Source organism: Bombilactobacillus sp. ESL1187 (assembly GCF_058107155.1).
On sequence record NZ_JBYLTZ010000001.1, the window covers coordinates 1263086 to 1282951 of the forward strand.

The 19866-nt window shown below is 34.7% G+C and carries 15 protein-coding genes; 6 read left to right on the forward strand and 9 right to left on the reverse strand.

The features are described from left to right. Window positions 1–61 precede the first annotated feature (61 nt). The 8 genes from AC3B5B_RS05865 to AC3B5B_RS05900 all read right to left on the reverse strand — a co-directional run bounded on the left by AC3B5B_RS05865 (window position 62) and on the right by AC3B5B_RS05900 (window position 7957). Window positions 62–1087 carry a sugar kinase gene (locus AC3B5B_RS05865; RefSeq protein WP_489769596.1) on the reverse strand — a complete coding sequence of 342 codons (1026 nt, stop codon included), beginning with the start codon at window positions 1085–1087 and terminating at the stop codon, window positions 62–64. A gap of 2 nt (window positions 1088–1089) precedes the next feature. After that, entirely contained in the window at window positions 1090–1743 is a 654-nt protein-coding gene (locus AC3B5B_RS05870; RefSeq protein WP_489769597.1) for a bifunctional 4-hydroxy-2-oxoglutarate aldolase/2-dehydro-3-deoxy-phosphogluconate aldolase, read from the reverse strand. A 228-nt stretch (window positions 1744–1971) separates the two neighbouring features. Further along, window positions 1972–2289: a DUF8462 domain-containing protein gene (locus tag AC3B5B_RS05875; protein ID WP_489769856.1), complete on the reverse strand. Its 318-nt coding sequence runs from the start codon at window positions 2287–2289 to the stop codon at window positions 1972–1974. A gap of 18 nt (window positions 2290–2307) precedes the next feature. Then, the gene (locus tag AC3B5B_RS05880) at window positions 2308–3090 is read right to left on the reverse strand and encodes a hypothetical protein (protein WP_489769598.1); all 783 of its coding nucleotides are present in this window, start codon (window positions 3088–3090) and stop codon (window positions 2308–2310) included. A 185-nt stretch (window positions 3091–3275) separates the two neighbouring features. Continuing rightward, window positions 3276–4277: a choloylglycine hydrolase family protein gene (locus AC3B5B_RS05885; protein WP_489769599.1), complete on the reverse strand. Its 1002-nt coding sequence runs from the start codon at window positions 4275–4277 to the stop codon at window positions 3276–3278. A 142-nt stretch (window positions 4278–4419) separates the two neighbouring features. Beyond that, window positions 4420–5709, reverse strand: coding sequence for a PTS sugar transporter subunit IIC (locus AC3B5B_RS05890; protein ID WP_489769600.1), 1290 nt, complete (start codon window positions 5707–5709; stop codon window positions 4420–4422). Beyond that, a complete protein-coding gene (locus AC3B5B_RS05895; RefSeq protein ID WP_489769857.1) occupies window positions 5706–7115 on the reverse strand; it encodes a 6-phospho-beta-glucosidase in 1410 nt (469 codons plus the stop codon). Before AC3B5B_RS05895 ends, AC3B5B_RS05890 begins: the two co-directional genes overlap by 4 nt. After that, window positions 7115–7957, reverse strand: a complete 843-nt coding sequence (locus tag AC3B5B_RS05900) for a MurR/RpiR family transcriptional regulator (protein ID WP_489769601.1) — start codon at window positions 7955–7957, stop codon at window positions 7115–7117. The genes AC3B5B_RS05895 and AC3B5B_RS05900 overlap by 1 nt, the downstream gene beginning before the upstream one ends. A gap of 1179 nt (window positions 7958–9136) precedes the next feature. Here AC3B5B_RS05900 and AC3B5B_RS05905 point away from each other — a divergent pair. The 4 genes from AC3B5B_RS05905 (at window position 9137) to AC3B5B_RS05920 (ending at window position 16942) form a co-directional block, all read left to right on the forward strand. Next, on the forward strand, window positions 9137–13522 hold the full coding sequence (locus AC3B5B_RS05905; protein WP_489769602.1) for an Eco57I restriction-modification methylase domain-containing protein: 4386 nt from the start codon (window positions 9137–9139) through the stop codon (window positions 13520–13522). A 14-nt stretch (window positions 13523–13536) separates the two neighbouring features. Beyond that, a complete protein-coding gene (locus tag AC3B5B_RS05910) occupies window positions 13537–14235 on the forward strand; it encodes a DNA methyltransferase family protein (protein WP_489769603.1) in 699 nt (232 codons plus the stop codon). A gap of 14 nt (window positions 14236–14249) precedes the next feature. Then, on the forward strand, window positions 14250–15095 hold the full coding sequence (locus AC3B5B_RS05915) for a GIY-YIG nuclease family protein (protein ID WP_489769604.1): 846 nt from the start codon (window positions 14250–14252) through the stop codon (window positions 15093–15095). A gap of 80 nt (window positions 15096–15175) precedes the next feature. Further along, window positions 15176–16942: an ATP-dependent nuclease gene (locus tag AC3B5B_RS05920; RefSeq protein WP_489769605.1), complete on the forward strand. Its 1767-nt coding sequence runs from the start codon at window positions 15176–15178 to the stop codon at window positions 16940–16942. Window positions 16943–16972: 30 nt separating this feature from the next. Here AC3B5B_RS05920 and AC3B5B_RS05925 read toward each other — a convergent pair whose 3' ends face one another. Then, window positions 16973–17809, reverse strand: a complete 837-nt coding sequence (locus AC3B5B_RS05925) for a hypothetical protein (protein ID WP_489769606.1) — start codon at window positions 17807–17809, stop codon at window positions 16973–16975. 353 nt (window positions 17810–18162) lie between these two features. Here AC3B5B_RS05925 and AC3B5B_RS05930 point away from each other — a divergent pair, with 353 nt between their 5' ends. Beyond that, complete coding sequence (locus AC3B5B_RS05930) at window positions 18163–18621, forward strand: NanQ anomerase/TabA/YiaL family protein (RefSeq protein ID WP_489769607.1); 459 nt, start codon at window positions 18163–18165, stop codon at window positions 18619–18621. A 2-nt stretch (window positions 18622–18623) separates the two neighbouring features. Further along, window positions 18624–19856 (forward strand): MFS transporter, encoded by a 1233-nt coding sequence (locus tag AC3B5B_RS05935; protein ID WP_489769608.1) that lies wholly within the window; start codon window positions 18624–18626, stop codon window positions 19854–19856. Window positions 19857–19866: the final 10 nt, after the last annotated feature.

Genomic DNA, 19866 nt, shown 5'->3' on the forward strand with positions numbered 1-19866 from the left:
TGAATCGTTCTTACTAATTGATAACAATTTTATTTAAGTTAGTGAAGTTGCTATTCCTAAATTATCTAACGACCCGCATGCCATCTTGTTTGTTCATAACGGACATGATTTCCGAATCTGTGACTAAATTTAAGTCGCCACTAATAGTGAGTTTTAAAACACTAGCAGCGAGTGCATAGTTTAATAATTTTTGAGTATTAAAATCATGTATCAACCCATGAATTAAACCAGCGGCAAACGCATCGCCACTAGCCACGCCTTCCCAGACATGCATGTGATAACTAGGAGTCTCTAACACCCCATTTTGATTGACTAAAAGAGCCATCCATTGAGAATCTTCGACAGAATGAACGTTTCTTAAAATGCTAGCCACAGTTTGACAGTTAGGATATTTTTTCATAATTTGCTGCATACCGTGAATAAAATCAGCTTTTTGATCAATACCATGAGCCATATTACCATCAAAAGCCTTAATGCCTAGAGCGGCCTCAAAGTCTTCATCATTAGCTAAACAAATGTTTACATAAGTCATTAATTGATTCATCGCTGTTTGCGCAGCTTCTTTACTCCACATCTTAGCGCGATAATTCAAATCGCAAATGACGGTAATGTGATTTTTTTGACAAAAATCTAAAGCAACAAGTAAAGTTTGGTATATTTCTGACGAAACTGCTGCTGTGATACCAGAAAAATAAAAGTAGTCAGCATCTTTTAAAATATCTGGCCAATGATATTCGTTAGCCTGAGAAGTGGCAAAAGAACTATTTTTACGATCATAAACAACACTAGTATTGCGAATGCTGGCACCTTTTTCAAAGAAATATATTCCTAAACGCGGGCCACCTACCATAATATTAGTCGTGTCTACACCATAGCGGCGTAAGGTTCCCAAAGCTGCCTGCCCGAGGGCATTATTCGGAACTTTGGTAACAAATTGTGAGTGATCACCTAAAAGAGCTAAAGATGTAGCAACATTGGCTTCAGCTCCACCATATAATCCAGAAAATTGATCAGTTTGAATAATTCTTTGGTTTTCAGCCGGTTTGAGTCTGAGCATTATTTCGCCAAAGGTGACTATCTTTTGCATTGTTAATCACATTCTCCTTGAATACGCAAGATTTCTTGATGATAAGCTTCAGCCCGCTTTTTAACGGAAGCAAAATCTTGTTGACGAGCAGCACCAGTTAAATCACTACCAGTTCCAACTATCACGGCGCCTGCTTTAAACCAACTACTCATGTTGTCTAAGTTGACACCACCGGTAGGCATGATATTGACATAAGGTAAGGGAGCTTTAACGGCTTTGACAAAATCCCAGCTAACAGTACTTCCAGGGAAGACTTTAACAACTTCAGCACCATAACGCATGGCAGTTTGAATTTCGGTAATTGTCATACAGCCCGGCATATAGGGGATTTGATATTCGTTGCATAATAGAGCGGTTTCTTTGTCAAAGGCAGGACTAACTATAAATCTGGCACCTGACATGATAGCAATCCGAGCTGTAATAGCATCTAAAACAGTTCCTGCGCCAATAATGACATCCTTATCAAGAGAATACTCTTTATTTAATTCGGCAATAATTTGATCAGCTGCGGGAGCTGTAAAGGTTAATTCAATTGCTTTGACACCACCATCAATACAGGCTTCCGCGGTCTTATAAGCTTCATCTTTGGAATCACCTCGAACTACGGCAACAATTTTTGCAGTTTTTAATGCTAATACAGTCTCAGTTTTTTGCATAATGTCCTCCTTGAAATATTAATATATTACTTTTACCACAATTATGGTAAACCTTTACTTCGTTAGTTTCAAGTGTTTTGAAGACTATCAATTAATGACTAGTTATGGTCAGAACTAAAAAAACTCCTTCAAAATAATTTTCTTCAATCGAAATGTCTTTGAAAGAGATTTATTGATTTGAAACGGTCAATTTAAACGTGATTTGCTATTATAATTAACCTTAAGGTGTTAAAGCAAATGACTATTATTATAACTGCGAATAAAATCTTTAAAATAAGGTAATGAAAAAGTGACCTTGCCGCGCTCAGGGATTGTGATTAATTGCGAATCTTTTAATCGCGCACGATAAACAGAGAGGTAATTCTTGGGCTTGCCCAATGTGGTTTGAACAAAACTAATCGGTACAATTTTTTGTGTGTAACTAGCCATAGCTTGTAAAAATTTTTGATCAGTGGGAGACAATTCAGTGTAGAGTTTTTCATAAGAATTACGGTAAAGGCCTTGTTTAGTTGCAGATATAGTTTGTTCAATTACTGTTTGGTTAATAACGTCTTTACTGAAGCGCTAAGCATAATAACCAACTGTTTGAAACGCGTAAGGATATCCGCCAGCACTTTTTGCCAGCAATTCTAAGTCTAGTGGGTCAATTAATTTATTTCCCTGTTGAAAAGTCATCTGGTATTTATTGATCACGTCATCTTGCGCTAACTGGCTGAGGTAAATGCGATTACTTCTCAATAAAAAGGTTAGGACTTGATCATTTTGCAATTCGGATAAGCGATTAGGTAGTCCAGTCATTAATAAGGCTAAGTTATATTCTTCGCCAATCAGCATTTGGTACATGGAAGCAAATGCGCGAACATCGGAACTAACTTCCATTTCATCAATTTCGATTAAGACAAAAATGTTCCTTTTCTTAAGAGAACTCAGCATTTGTTCTAAAATTCCTTTATAGTCAATTACTGGCGTTGAGCTGTTACTTTTAAATGTAATACCAAACATACTAAAATTTAATTCTGCAGAAAAATGTTTCAAAACTTGTTTCCAATTAATACCCTCAATTTTTTGTAAACCCAGAATTAATTGCATTATTAAATTATCCTGGCTGAGAGTTAACCTGAGACAATACCAGTTTTTTAGTAACTTTAAATTTTGTTCAACATTAAGTAAAAAAACAGTTTTGCCTGATCCGCGAACACCATAGACCAAGGAAGTTTGGTATTTGCCATCTTGACTAGTTAGTCCAGCCAAATAATCATGTAGGATGCTTTCTTGGTTTAAAAGGATTGTGGGTAAACGGCCAAAACTAGGAACAAATGGATTTTGGGATATTTGGGTATTACTCAAGCTTAAAACCTCCAATTTTATACTTTCTTTATACTTCTAATTTACATTTTATACTTCTTTTATACTTGCGAAAAGAATAGTATTAAAATAAAAGGTATTTAACTTGGATGTACATTTTGTCCTATTAAAAATTGACCAAAAAAATAACCTGCAGCCATCTTAGCCACAGGTTATTTGGTTTGACGTTAATTTAGATAAGCAATATCTTCATCATCTTGAACTTTGAAAGTCCGATAATCAGTTTCTTGCAACAGTTCCGGTGTTAAACGAACGCAATTAATGCGTTGATTGCCATAAGTGGAGTAGTAGTAACTGCGTGATTCTGCACAGATGTAAGCACTGTAACAAGTGTAATCAAAGGTATCATCAGTGGTTACCACAATTCCGCGCGGAATGCTGACAGGTTCTAACATATGATGAGCGAGGCTGACACCGGCAGCTTCATCAGCAGCTTGTTCGACATTTTGCTTCATAAAAGCAGTCCGGACAAAGCGACTGACAGGTGTGTAGTCACCAGGTAAACCAAAAGTACCAGAACCTTGACTAAATGGCTTGAGAGTCTTGCCTAAGAAGTCCACATCTTCATGTTGCTTAGGCGTGACAGATAAGTAATTACGTAAGTTAGTTTCATGCCAGTGGTAATCAGGACTATTAGTCATGACACCAATTGAATTATCAATCAAATGCACGCCGTCAGCTTGAGGTTCGACGATTAAACTAGCGCCGGTCGTATCGGAGAAGATATAGTGCAGTGGTGACACAACTTTTAAAGTTGGATTGGCATCATTTAAAATGGTAATTTGTTCTTGGAATAATTGTTTGATATCAGCTAAGTTAGCAGCTTGTGACAAAATAACAGAAATCACTTTGTCAGGGGAAACGCCCCAAGTACTAGCAGCAGCTTCGTCGTGATAGCTACAATAACCAGGAAAATAAAGGGTGCCACCCATCACGCCTTGATCATTAACACCATCAAAGGTAATTGGTGCTTGATTCTCTAAAGTCCCCATACCTAAGAAGGCATGCTTACTAGTAACCTGTTGGTCACTGCTGTAAGCCGAAGCAAACGTTTTGTTCTGCGGAACGAAGACGACTTCTTGAGCCATCTCCATCATAAAGTCCATGGTGCGCGAAAAGAAGTGTTTCTTATCTTTAGTTTCCATGGTAAAACTACTACAACCGATCATGTTATCACTCCATATTCAATTAGTTGGTAAGCATTATAAGCGTGTCAAAGCGGGAATGCAATCGTTCTGGAGAAAATTATTTGAAGTGATGAAGGTTAATAATTTTGATGTTTGAAATTAATCAACTATTCAAGTTGAAAGATTAATTTTGTTCTTGTTTAGCGAGCAGATCCAAATCAACTTTGCGAATAAATGGATAGTAAACAATTGTTGAAAAGATAATGATAATTAATTGCCATAGAGCTGTTTTCCAGCCACCAATTAAAAAGCCTGAGATGATGGGCGGCGTGGTCCAAGGAACCATCACTCCAGAAAACAACGGTAAGACTCCCCATGCCATTAACCAATAGCTGGCGGCACCAACAATCATTGGAAAGGCAATAAAGGGAATAATGAGATATAGATTTAAGACAATCGGTGTTCCAAAGATGACGGGCTCATCAATATTGAAGACGTTAGGTAAGATAGATAATTTACCTAATTCTTTGAGCATGCTTGACTTGGCAAAAAAGGTCATATAAATGACCATGCCGACGACGATCCCGGCTCCCGTCATGCAGAGATAATTATCCCAAAATTGCTGGGTAAAAATGTGACCACCATTCGCAATCGTTAACTTTTTGCCAGCATCGAGTAATGCTTGGTTGGCCGACATATTAGATTGGAGAATGGGGGCTAAAATAGCGCCACAAATTGCACCACCGTGCACGCCACACCACCAAAGTAAAGACATGACCATCGACATGATTAAGACACCACCAAAAGAATCGGTGACGCCTTGCAGGGGCGTTTGAATAACAGAATAAATAATTTCAGTAAAACTGATGTTGGCAGTAAATTTAAAGATCGCGTAAACAATACCGGAAACGATTAAAACAACACCTGATGGAATTAGGGAAATAAATGAATTAGAAACTGCTGGTGGAACACCCGCTGGCATTTTTATTTGCCAATTTTTGCGGATACAAAAGCTGTACAACCAGCCAGCCGCTAAACCAACGATGATAGCAGTTATCATACCTTGACCAGCAGTCCAATCTTTGGAAATAGCATTGGTAACCACGACGCCTTTAGCAGCCTTAATTTTGAAAGGCATGAGTAAAATAAAAGCTCCTAAGGCGCTTAAACTGCCGGCAAAGGCGGTTTCAATTTTGTCATTTTTTAAATAAACATAGGTAATTCCGGTTACCGCAAAGAAAGACATAAGGGCAAACGAACTAGAATAAATTTGATTGAAGACGTTAGCTAAACCACAGTTGGTGATGGCTTTGGCAACTGCTGGAATAGGAATGTTGGCTAATAACAGAAAAAGTGAGCCGACAATTAGAAACGGTAAAACAAACATCATGCCATCTTTGAGAGCCTGAATAGCTTTAGTATTAGTAAACTTTACGACAAGGGGAACTAACTTTTCATTGAGAAATTTTTTCATTTGTGCGCCTCATTTTTAACTCCAAGACAAGCACCATTGGTGGCAATGATATTTTTGTACCAATAAAATGATTGCTTTTTATAGCGCTTGAAAGTTTGGGCATCGACATAAATAAAGCCGTAACGTTTTTCGATTTCTCCAGTCGATGCACTAATTAAATCAATCGCAGACCAAGGGGTGTAACCGAGCACGGCAACACCGTCCAGTTCAATGGCTTTGAGCATTTGGGTGATGTGTTGTTGTAAATAGTTGATGCGATAGTCATCATTAATTTGGCCGTCAACTAATTGATCATAAGCACCAAAACCATTTTCTACGATGAATAAAGGCTTTTGATAACGTTCATAAACCACATTTAAGATATAGCGTAAACCAATCGGATCAATGGACCATCCCCAATCACTTTTGGGGACATTGGGATTAGCAACTTCGGTAAAATCATTGGTAGCGTTAAATTTGGCAGTAGTTGATTTGTAATAACTAAAACCAACATAGTCCACGGTTCCGTGCTGAATTGCAGCTAAATCTTGTTCTGTAATATCTAAGTTGAAATGTTTACGCTCCCATAATTTGGTAACGTAAGTAGGATAAGAACCACGAACTTGTACGTCACTAAAGAAAAAGCGCCGGTCCATCGCCTTGACACTGGCCATGACATCTTGGGGCTGACAAGAATACGGGTAAATGGGACCAAAGTGGAGCATACATCCAACCTTGAGATCTGGATTGATTTTTTTTGCGGCTTGAACAGCTAAAGCACTAGCAACAAATTGATAATGACTGATTTGATACATGGTTTCTTCGGCATTTTCATCAGCTTGATATAAGACACCGGCGCCAGTCCAAGCGTTGAAGGGATTATCAATATCAATCAGGTTATTAATTTCGTTAAATGTCATCCAGTATTGAACTTTATTAGCGTAACGGTTGAAACAAGTGGTAGCGTAGTGGACAAAAAAGTGAATCAGTTTACGATTACGCCAGCCGCCGTACTCTTTAGCTAAATGGTAGGGCATTTCAAAATGCGAGAGGGTAACCACTGGCTCAATACCATATTTATGGCATTCGTCAAAAACGTGGTCGTAAAACTCTAGCCCCATTTCATTAGGATATTGTTCATCGCCTTGCGGAAAAATGCGTGACCAAGCAATACTTAGCCGAAAACATTTAAATCCCATTTCGGCCATTAGTTTAATATCTTCCTTATAATGATGGTAAAAATCAATTGCTTGGTGGTTAGGATAGATTGCGTTATCTAAGACACCAGCAGTGATTTGACGAGGATGCTTGACGTCGCCTTTAGTCATGACATCAGTGACACTAACACCTTTGCCCGCTACATTCCAAGCACCTTCGTATTGGTTGGCAGCAACGGCACCACCCCATAAAAAATTACTTTGCAAAATTATTTTCCTTCCTTTGACTGATCAACTTGGTGTGAGATACATTGGACTGATTGATAATTGGCTAACATTTTAAAAGAAACCAGAACATCAAAGAGATACTGTAAGGCGGCCACGTAGACCACGTTACTTAAATCCAGTGTTCCTTTGGTAGTCATAATGACAATTGTTTCATCACAAAATTGGCAAATTGCGCGTTGTGTGCTATCACAAACAACTATGGTGCGATAATTTTGTTGGCGCAATTGTTGAGCAACTTGATACATTTGCTCATTGTTGCCCGTGTGTGTCAAAATAAAAGCGACTATTGGTTTTTGATTAGCTTGAGCCGTATTAGTGTGCATCGGATTGGGTGCATTATAGGCATTGGCATTGCAACCAACTTCTTCTAATTCCCAACAAAAACTCCGCGCTAATTCATAATTTAAACCTTGGCCATAAATTTCAATACGTTCAGCTTGTTGAACCAGCTTAATGACGCGTAAGATAGTTTGGGCGTCTAATAAACTGTTGGTATATTCAATGGCGCGTTGATGAATTTGCTCCACGCGTTGAAAGACGTCCGTGATAGATACACTAGTATCCAGTGGTTTGACATCTAAGTCTTCCCGTAATTTGATAATATTGGGCAGTTCTGAAGCAAAATGATACTTGAATTGAGAATAGCCACTAAACCCCGCCTTTTGACATAAACGAACCACGGTTGCTGCACTGGTATAACTAGCCTTGGCTAGTTGATTGATGTTTAATTCCAAAATTTTTGTAGGATTGTGGATAATATACTCTAAGACTACTTGTTCCTGTGCTGTTAAATTAACAATTGCTTGCATCTCATCTAAGATCATAAAATTTCAAGTTCCTTTCCAGTCGACATGGAAGAGAGGCTGCAGCTTTAAGACAACCTCACAAGTATTATAAGAGGGTAAAAATAGCGATTCAATGCTTATTGGTTATATTGGTAATCGTTTTCAAAAAAGGTACGATTTTTATTTTAAAATTGGAAGATAATTTCAAAAAAAGGCTGAGACACAAAAGGATTAGTCGATGAATGTAACCTAATCTCTTGGCCTCAGTCTTTTGTGCAATAAAGAATTAAACTAAAATGTTGGTTTTGATGTTGAAAAATCAATTGATTGACTGGTTAATAAGAAAGTAATGATTAAAAATGGAGGGATTACTGCACCAAAGCATACACAATAAAAAAGCTAGTCATTAAGATTAGCTTTCGGTTAGTCACTACAATCCTAATTAAGTATGTTCAGTACTACTTTCAAATTGGATTAGCGACTAGTTATAGACATATGGTTTTTTAAATAAAATAATTTGTGGATTTATACAAGATTTATTCGACGTCTCGAATAAATGGTATGAACTCACAACAAAACTTCTTCTATTGCTAAATCTTTAAGGGTACAAAAACTACTACGATCCCCTATAATTACTATTATTTTCATGATATATTTCTACAGATATTGTCGTCAAATTATTAGTTGTTATACTACGATACCTATAATTAAATAAAATATGAAAATTAATTTGACAACTAAATGTAATAATTCTAATATATGATTGAAAGACATAGAATAATGTGCAAGGTGGCGATGAAGCATAAATAAAAATTTTTGGAATAGAAAATTATAGATGATTTATATTTTAAGTATATAAGGGTTTTTAATTGGAAAGTCCCGTATTAAGTTTTTTATTGATGTTATTATGGTTTTTATCACAGATTTGAAATTTATGATCTAGTTATTATTGTTACTTTTACTATTAATACAGTAAACATGCATGATATTAAAATTATGGTTGAACTATTAAAACGGTATTTTTGTCATAAATGTTTTTTATGTTTGAAGTAATAATTAAAAGAATTAATTCAAAAAAATTAATAAAATTAATCAATAGTTACAGAATATATGACGTAAAAAAATAATCAATATTCGTTAGATGCTTTTATAAAAATTGATTATTACCATGTTTAATAATATTTTTATAAAGTCTCAGATGGATAAAGGAGAACTTCAATGAAAAGTAATTTTGATTTTTTACAAAAAGATCCAGATACATTGTCTTTATATCAAACAGCTAAGGATAGTGAGGATCTTTATGCTATAGGAAAATTTAGCAATGAATTAGAATCTATTCGCAAAATAGTTGAAAATGTGGCACGAATGGTTTTAGATTTTAATTATCTTCAGATTAGCCATTATAGTACTTTTAATGATTGTCTTAAGTTGATTGATAAAGAAAAATTAATTGCTCCTTCAGTTTTACAATTGTTTTTTGATTTGAAAAAAATGGGAAACAGTGCTGCGCATAATTTGAATGAATATACTAAAGATGAAGGATTAGATGGATTACATAAACTTTATCAAATCCTAGTTTGGTTTGTTAATAATTATATGGATGAGCAACAAGCTGATGAATTTTTTGAACCAAAGCAAGATAATTTATACCAAACTTCTGAAAAAAAGTTGGTATATGTTCAGACAGCTGATAATGCTGATGATAGTTACCCAGCTTATGTGGGATTAGAAAAAATAGGAGATACTTCAGTTGATAGCTTTGAAATTGACGGTAGACCAAATAGTGCAGATTTGAGAGCAACTGCTGATCGGCGCATTAAAAATTATATGCAAACTGCTGGCGTTCCTTACCGGTTACAGTGGGCGGAGTTAGCATATCGAAAATCAGATCATAGTTGGTTTAGAGATTATGATGTACATCGAGTATTACTAAGATCCAAAGTCGAACAAATTAAAATTGGTCAAAGTCGAGAGTGGTTTAAAACTGATTTACAAACTGCTAAGAAAGCCATTCAAGCTGTTAAAGATGGCAAAGATAGAATTGATGATGAAACTTCTACTATTTCCCCAGTCAAAATTGTTTTGCGTCCTGAACAACAAGAAGCTGTAAATAAAACCAAAAAAGCGTTTAAAAAACACTCTAAGATGTTATGGAATGCCAAGATGCGTTTTGGTAAAACAATTTCTGCTTTACAATTGATTAAGGATATGAATTACCACCATGTTCTGATCATGACTCATAGACCCGTTGTCGATGACGGATGGTTTAATGATTTTAATAAAATGCAAATGCCACAAGCTGGTTATATTTATGGTTCAAAAAACAAGGGGTTACAAATTGAACAATTGATAAATCAAGATAAGTCATTTGTCTATTTTGCTAGTTTACAGGACTTAAGAGGTTCCCGAGCAGTCGGTGGTTCTGCGGGGGATAAAAATGAAGATATTTTTCGAACTAATTGGGATTTAGTCATTATTGATGAAGCGCATGAAGGAACGCAAACTGATCTAGCTAAACGAGTAAGTGACTTAGTTGTTCAAAATAATACTAAATTGTTAGAACTATCTGGAACGCCATTCAATATTTTGGACCAATATGATGAAGATACGACATTTACTTGGGATTACGTCATGGAACAACAAGCTAAAGCCGATTGGGAAAAAGATAATCCTGATACTATTAATCCCTATGATGGATTGCCTAAAGTATCTATGTATACTTTTGAAATGAAAAATCACTTTAACAATGCTAATTTTATTGATTCGACACAACAGTCTTTTAATTTTAAAGAATTTTTCAGAGTAGATGATAGTGGTCAGTTTGTTTATGAACAAAAGGTTCATCAATTTTTAGATAATATTTCTTCTCCTGATAGTAGTACTAACTACCCCTTTGCTACACAAGAATTTAGAGATCGATTAAGGCATACTTTGTGGATTTTACCAGGAGTTAAGGAAGCTAATGCACTAGAGGATTTATTAAAGAAGCATCCAGTATTTGGATTTGAGTATCAGATCGTCAATGTTGTTCGTCATGGTGATAACGGGGGAATGGCTTCGGAAAATGATGTTGATTTAGTTAATCAAGCAATTGGTGATGATCCTGCTTCAACGAAAACCATCACTTTAACTGTTCGAAAATTAACAACGGGTGTAACTATTAAACCTTGGACTGGTGTCTTATTCTTGTCCAACACTAATAGTGCTATGCAATATTTACAGGCAGCATTCAGGGCTCAAACGCCTTATTCAGATCCCAACTTTGGTAAAAAAACTAATTGTTATATTTTTGATTTTGCACCAGATCGAGCATTGACGATTATGGCAGAGTCATCGCAATTAAATACCGGTGTTGGTAAGATCATTAGTTCAGATCAAAAAGCTAAGATGGCTGCTTTGATTAACTTTTTACCGATAGTGGGAGAAACTGGTCAAGGGATGCAACCGTACCAAGTTGATACTTTGTTAGCTAAGGTTAAGCGTGTTTATGCTGAAAAAGCAGTTCGAACTGGTTTTGATGATGATTCCTTATATAGTGATGAACTTTTACTTTTAAAAGATGCCGATTTGAATGATTTTAATGATTTAAAAGCGATTGTTGGCGTAACAAAAGCAGAGAAGAAAAAAGTCAAGATTGATGTTAATAACCAAGGCTTAGACAAGGAAGAATATGATCGAGCTAATCGTGGACGAAAGAAAGCTAAAAAACAAAGAACCCCTGAAGAGCAAGCCGCAATTGATAAGGTGAAATCTTTACGTAAGCAAAAGAAAACTATGATTTCTATTTTAAGATCTATCTCAATTAGAATTCCAATGATGATATATGGAATGGATATTAATTTAGATCAAGATGTTGGTATTAAAGACTTTACTAATTTGGTAGATGACGAATCTTGGCAAGAATTTATGCCTAAGGGTGTCTCTAAAGAATTATTTAAAAAATTCAATAAGTATTATGATACTGATGTCTTCATCGAAGCTGGAAGAATTATTCGCCAAAGGGTTAAGAATTTAGATAAGCTAGATGTCATGGAAAGGGTCGAACAATTAGCCTTGATTTTTAATACTTTTAGAAATCCTGATAAAGAAACAGTTCTGACTCCTTGGCGTGTGGTTAACATGCAATTAGGTAAGACGATTGGCGGTATGTCATTTTTTGATGATGAATATCAATATACTACAATTAATGGTATTCGAGCTAATCATTGGATCCAAACAAAATATACAGATATGATCTTTAATTCGAAAAGTCATATTTTAGAAATTAATTCTAAGACGGGTTTATATCCTTTATATGCTGCTATGTCTATTTATTGGCTAAAGTATCAAAAATTGAACAATGATCATGCTGGTAAATTTGATTTTGACGATGAATTAAAACTTTGGAAAGATGTACTGAAAAAAAACATTTTTGTCATTGCTAAAACGCCAATGGCTGCTGCGATTGCTAAAAGGACTTTAAGTGGTTATCGTAATTTAGAATTAAACATTAGTTATGTACCTAATATAGTTGAAGATTCTAAAAAGAATGTTTCACAAGAAGCTGATAAAATAAGGAGAATATTTAACATTATGAAATTTGATGTTGTAATAGGAAATCCACCGTATCAAGCCGAAGCCAATGGTGAAAGCACTCGTGCAGAGCCAATTTATCATAATTTTATGGAACTATCTTACCAGCTATCAGATCTAGTTACGCTGATAACTCCAGGACGCTTTTTGTTTGATGCAGGTCAAACCCCTAAGAAATGGAATGATAAGATGTTGAATGATGAACATCTTAAAGTTGTGCTGTATGAGCAAAACAGTTATAAAATTTTTCCTCATACTGATATAAAAGGTGGAGTGGTTATAACTTTACGGGATGAAAATATTAATTTTGGAAAAATAGGTATATTTACCCCATACGCTGAGCTTAATAATATTGCCAAAAAAGTTGATTCAGTAGTTTCAGAGAAAAAATTTAGTTCATTGGTTTCATCTCGTGGTAACTATCGCTTTGCTGATAGGTTATTTAAGGATTTTCCGGATGATGTTAAAGCATTGGGGAAAGGATCAGGTAATATGATAGTTTCCAATGTTTTTGAAAAATTACCTCATGTTTTTTTGGAATCAATTAATGACGATGAGAATCAGTACTATAAAATTTTAGGTAGATTAGATGGTCAACGGGTTTATCGTTATATTAAAAGAGAATATGTTTTAAATAATGAATATTTAAATTCTTATAAAGTTATGATACCAGAAGCTAATGGTAGTGGAGCTTTAGGTGAAGTGATAAGTACACCGCTCATCGGAGCTCCGCTCATCGGAGCTACTGATACTTTTATTAGTGTTGGACCATTTGAAAATCAATTTATAGCTGAATGTGTATTGAAGTATGTGAAAACAAAATTTGCTAGAACAATGTTAGGAATAAAAAAAGCTACACAGCATAATCCAAGATCAACGTGGGATGAAGTTCCATTACAAGATTTTACTTCGGCATCTGATATTGATTGGACCAAAACAGTTGCTGAAATTGATCAGCAACTTTATAAAAAATATAGTTTATCTGAGCGAGAAATTGACTTTATTGAAGAAAAGGTTCAAGCAATGGAATAATAGAGGATAAATTTATGGATGAACAGTTAATTAAATCTTTAGAGCGTGTTAAGCATCATGGCGAAGTTTTTACGCCACAAAGAATTGTTGATTATATGCTAGATCAACCGGAAATTCAGGAAAAACTCCAATCTTTAACAACGACTTTCTTAGAGCCAGCAGCTGGTGAAGGAGTATTTTTGGCTGAAATTTTAAGACGCAAACTAGAATTAGCTGCGAAAGTTAGTACTAATAGCCAAGAATATGGTATTAATTGTTTGCGAGGATTAGCCAGTATTTATGGAATTGAATTACTAGAAGATAATGTGGAAATGATAGTAATGAATCTATCTGAGTGTTTTAACTACCACTATTGTTTGCATATGAAGGAAATCTATCATTCAGCTCCTGATAACGAAATTATTAAAAGCTCCAGAATTATTATTCAAGCCAACATTGAGCAAGGAAATACTTTAGATTATATGTCATCAGCTGGAACACCAATTATATTTAGTGAATGGCAAGGTTTGTCTAAAAATAAGGTTCAGCGTACAGAATATACATTCGAATCTCTTGTTAATGATGGTGATCCACTGGCTGTTGTTCAAGGCTATTCAGAAGAATTGGATCTATTTACCGATTATGGCGATAATAATGAAATATTAGACACTGATACAGTTAATAGTTACTTGCCCGTTCATTGGACTGAGATTTATAAGCAGTTAATCAAATAACGGGAGAAATAATGATGTCAAAAAATAGTAAAACCTTAACACTATATTTAAAAGATGGTAATCAAGCTGGAAGGGCCAAATTAAAACTAGCAAATTGGAGCTTAGAAGCCTATAAAATTCCCAATGATCTTGTGAGTGAGAGTGCCGATCTGGATAATATTCAGTCTCCAGGAGTTTATTTTCTATTTGCTACCAGTAAACAAGAAGTATCTGTCTATGTTGGAGAATCTGAAAATGTTTTAAAACGTCTGACACAACATACTTTAGATAAAGATGGTTATGTTTGGCAGGAGGCAATTGCTTTTGTCGTATCTGATAGTTCATTAGATAAAAGTAAAATCAAATATTTGGAAAATCGAATTTATAATTTGATGCAAGAGGCAAAACATTACTTGATTTTAAACAAAACTGAACCCACTAAATCTAATTTGGCTGATTATGATGAAGATTCTATGGAACAAATAATTGACATTATTAAATTAATGTTGCCAATTTTTGGATACGATCCATTTTATGAGCAACAAATACAAGACAACTCTAACTTTAATAAAGATGACTTGCTTTATATATCTAATGACAGATTAGATGTATCAGCTTATGGTCTGTTTGATCATGATAATAATTTTAAAGTTTTGAAAGGTTCTAAGATCAGAGACTTTACAGGATCTTCTTGTCCACGGAGTGTTATTCAGTATAGAAATGATTTGATTAATAAGAATCTTTTACAAAATTTTGTTTTACAACAAAGTGTGACTTTTTCTAGTTGTTCAACCGCGGCAAGATTTGTTTTAGGACGCTCTGCTAATGGTTATGACACGTGGAAAAATAAAGATGGTATTAAGTTGGGAAATTTACGGTAAATATTTTTTATTAATTATATAAATAAATTTTAAATATAATCATTTTTTGATTTAAATTCTGACAATGAAGGTTATTAAATATGAGAATTGAATACTTTCAGATAAACAATTTTCGTAGTATTAAAGAGACAGATTTAATTTATTTAAATCAGGTTACTACGTTACTTGGAAAAAATAATGTAGGAAAAAGTAATATTTTAAAAGCCATAAAAATAGCTATGGATGACTTGAAAATTATCAAAAATGATACTAGATCAAGCTATCGAAGCGATGGAAAGCCTATATTTAAAAATACGAATTATAATTATGAGGATGACTTTACACAATTTAGTGATAAAGACAATGAAAAAGTTAATACAACAATAAGGCTATCTTTTTTGTTTTCTAAAAAAGATAAAATGGATTTTTATCATCAATTTAATAAGAAAATTCCTAACAATTTAGTTTTAGAATTAATTTATCAGAAAAGTAAATATCATAAATCTTTTTATGAAAATCAATTTTATATAAATGTGTATAAGCATAACAAAGTTAATTGGGATGACATAATAAAAAAAGTAGTAGAATTCATTATCGAAAGAATTGATTATATTTATGTACCTGCGATAAGAACAGAAAAAATTATATTTGAAATCATTAACGAAAGAATTGATAGTCTATTACACAATCACATAGTAAAACAAAAAAATTATCAATCTTTTGTTAAATCTTTGAAAAAGATGGAGAAGAATACTGTTTCACAAATTGAAAGTGTAATATTTAATAACTTTAAAAAATGGATGTTGGATTCAAAAAATGACGGTATAAAAATATATTTAAATGATTTTTTAAACAGAGGATTGCCGTTAAGCAAAATTAAAAATTTGTCAATATATGGTAATGGACAATATACTGCATTAACTAATAATGGTGACGGAATAAAAAGTTTATTTTTACTTATGCTTTTGTGCGATTCTAATAGAAACTTAGTATTAGCAATTGATGAGCCAGAAGCACACTTACATCCAGAAGCTATACATGAATTAAAAAATTATTTTTATAATATAGAGAACAAAGGAATACAATTTGTTTTGGCTACACATAATTCTGTTTTTGTTGATCGTAATATAGAAAAGAGAAACATAATAGTAGAAAAAAATCATGCATATATGGCAAAAAATATAAGAACGATAAGAAATATTTTAGGTGTTCAATTAGGTGATAATTTAGTAGAAGCAAATGAAATTGTCCTTGTGGAAGGAACTTGTGACCAACATTTTTTTCTTACTTTTATTGAAAGAATAGGGTCATTTTTTTTGAAAAATAAAGTAAAATTAGGGACTACAGTTTTGTTTCCTGTTAAAGGAACCAACCAACTGAAACATTGGATAGAATTTTTTCAAGAATCTATGGTAAAAGTACTTGTTATCTTAGACAATGATAGCGCAGGTAAAAAAAAGTGCCAAGAATTGATAGATCAAAATGTTATATCTAATAGTCAGGTATATTTAATTGCATGGGAGCAAAATAACAAACAAACTGAATTAGAAGACTTGTATTCAGATGAATTTGTGGCTAAAATCATTAATTTGGAATTTGGTATATCTTGTGAAGAATTATTGGTTCTTTTTCAAAATGAAGATCACACAAAAAAATGGTCCAATAGGGTAAATTCCATTCTTCATAAAATAAATCATGATGTACCTAAGGAATTAGTAAAATCTGAAATTTCTATTATAAAAAAAAGGTTATCCAATGAATTGGATATTAATAATGATCCAGTGAACGTTTTGTCTGAATACGGAAAAGAAAATGTTCAAAAAATAATTAATAAAATTGAGAGATTTGTTAAAAGTGACAATAATTGACTGTATAATCTATAAATAATAATCTAACTTTTATTCTCTTCCCCGATCATCCGCAAAACCTTCATCTTGCTGTTGTTGAGCTAATTGGTTAGAACGATAATAATGCATATCCGTCCACATTCCTGCACCACTAGCTGCAAATAAGACGGGCGTTTGCTGGCCATCAATGTTTTCATTCATCATGTAGTAATATGTTCCATCACCAGCACTTTGGTACCAGCCACGTAAGTCAACAATTGGCGAAAGTGGTGCAGTATCAAAATTTGCGGTTTGTGGATCGATAGTAGATAAAGCGACCCAATTTTGCATGCGATTTTGTTGCTCTGCATTTAAAGAACTTGTGCCCGTATTTAAAATTGCTTGGTCGTCAGCAGGGCGCACGCTGCCATCGTAAGCATAACTATCCTGACCATCGACACTAATCTTATTGCCCATAAAAGTAATGGATTTAACAGCATCAGATTCTTCATCATAACCGTACCAAGTGCCCTGCATACTTGCTGGAAAATCGACTTTTTTAAATTCACTGTCACTCGTAGCTGGTTGGGATTGCGTTTTGGCAGTTGACGTTTGTTCATTTTGTGCAGTTGTCACTTGAGGTTGTTCAGGATTAGGATTAGTCGTCCATAAATTTGCAGCAATTTTGGCTAATTTCTGTCCGTGAATGTTCTTGGTTGTTATGATTTGCCATTGACTACCTGCAGCTAACAATTTTCCTAGTACCTTGTGACCATTGGTAGCATAGAGGGTTGTCGTTTTAGCAGTTGTAGTCAGTTTGGCGGCTGTTAGTGGTTGTTTATGCAATTGGCTGCCGCCAATACTTAATACGGTAGCACTAAGTAACATATAAATTGTTTTTTTCTTCATCTTAAATCCTCCTTAAATTATAAATAGCACTTTGTGTAATTAATTTCAAATGAAATTAGCAGTGCTCTGCAGAATCTGAATAATTGATAATTTTTTCACAATAAAGTATTGCTTTTTAAAACCAAAGCGATTACAATTTCTGTGTAAAGCTAGTTAACCGTTTTAGTAAAAAAAGAATAATTAATAATTATTTATTAGTTGCTATTTATTGACTTGCTGCACAAAGAAGTGAATTTAATTAATATTAAACGATTAACTAAAAAGAATTAAGACAAACCGGTAGCTTAATTTGCTTTACATTAAATAAGTTAAGCGCTTAACTTTAGTTCAATTAAAAGGAGGTAAGTGTTGTCGTGTTATTAACAAAACTCAGCGATTATCAAGCCTGCGACTATCAAAAATTAGCTAGGGCCATTCAGTTTTTACAAGCAACAGATTTGACAAAGACGCCGTTAGGAAAAAGCCACCAACAAGGGGAGAGCTTTTATTGTCAAACATTGGAATATACGACTCAAAAAATTACTGATTTTGATTTTGAAATTCATCAGCAGCGCTTGGATCTGCATTATTTAGTCGAAGGTACTGAAGAGATTGACATTGCAACGGATACCAATGTGCGGTTATTAGGTGCTTATAATGCGCAACGGGATTTGCAATATGTTCAGCCACCGACAAATTATCAAAAAATAATTTTACATGCTGGTGATTTAGTTTTAATTGGGATGCATGAACCACACCGCACCAACGGTTTAGTTCATGAACCAACACACGTACGCAAAATTGTTTTGAAACTTGGCAGTGAGGAGGAATAAAAATGTCTGAGTCTGCAACTGGTAAATGGAATGCCAAGCAGATTTTAATTCTAGCAGGTATCTGGTTCGCTTTTTTAATTAGTTTTATTACGCGGCTATCGTGGTCAACAATTATGCCGGCGGTGATTGATTCGTTACATTTTACAGTGCAACAAGGTAATTCATACGTTACGGCCTTTTATATTGGCTATGCAATTACGGTTTTGCCAGGAGGGATGCTGGCTGATAAGTTTGGTTATCGTAAATTGTTATTGACTGCGGTGGCTGGCAATTTGGTAGTTATGTTTGCCATGGTCTTTATGCGCGGTTATTGGGACGGGCTGATTTTACGTTTTGTCTTAGGTTTAGTTAGTGGTCCTGATTTATCAGCGTGTTTAGGCATTATTACAGAATGGTTTGATGGTAAGAAACGTGCCACGGCCACTGGAATTTTCAATACTTGCACCTCGTTTGGTTTAACCGTCATCAATCTATATGCGCCCACTGTTTTAGTTCATTATGGTTGGCGGGCAGCTCTAGCAGTCACAGCATTGTTTCCGTTAGCAGCATTAATTTTTTCCTACTTTACTTTAAAAGGGACGCCACCATTTCCGCAACAATTTAAGGTGAAAACTAAAACTGGTCAAGTGAAAGAAGAATCAGCTTTGATGCGTTTGAAACACGCCATTAATAATCGCAGCGTTTGGTTATTAGCGTTGACCGGCTTATTTGCCACAGGCGCCAAGTGGGGCGTGACTAATTGGGCTAATTTATTTATTGTGAAAAGCTTGAAGTTTAGTTTGGTGAAAGCCGGTACCGCCATGTCCATCTTTGGGATTACTTCGGTAATTTCAATGGTCGTAGCGGGATGGATTTCTGATCATTCCAAACTATCGCGCCATCTTTGGGCAGCAATTTTTATGGCAATTTTCACACCCACAATTATTGGTTTTGCTTTAATGCCACACGGCAACTTAGCCTTGTTGTACTTTTGGACGGGTGCAATGGGTGTCGGAGCATTTATGTTTAGCACGATCACCAATAATCTGTCCGTGGAAGTGGCTCCCGCCGATCAACGTGGGACGGTTTCAGGCTTCATCAACGTCTTTAATCAAGTTGGTTCTTTTATTGCGCCCGTAATCTTAGGCCAAATTTTGGCGGTTACAGGCAGCTATGTGACTTCGTATTTAATCATTGCCGCGTTTCCGTTAGTTGCGGTAGTAGCACTTTTATTTGTACGCGAAGAAAAAGAATAGAGGAGAGAAT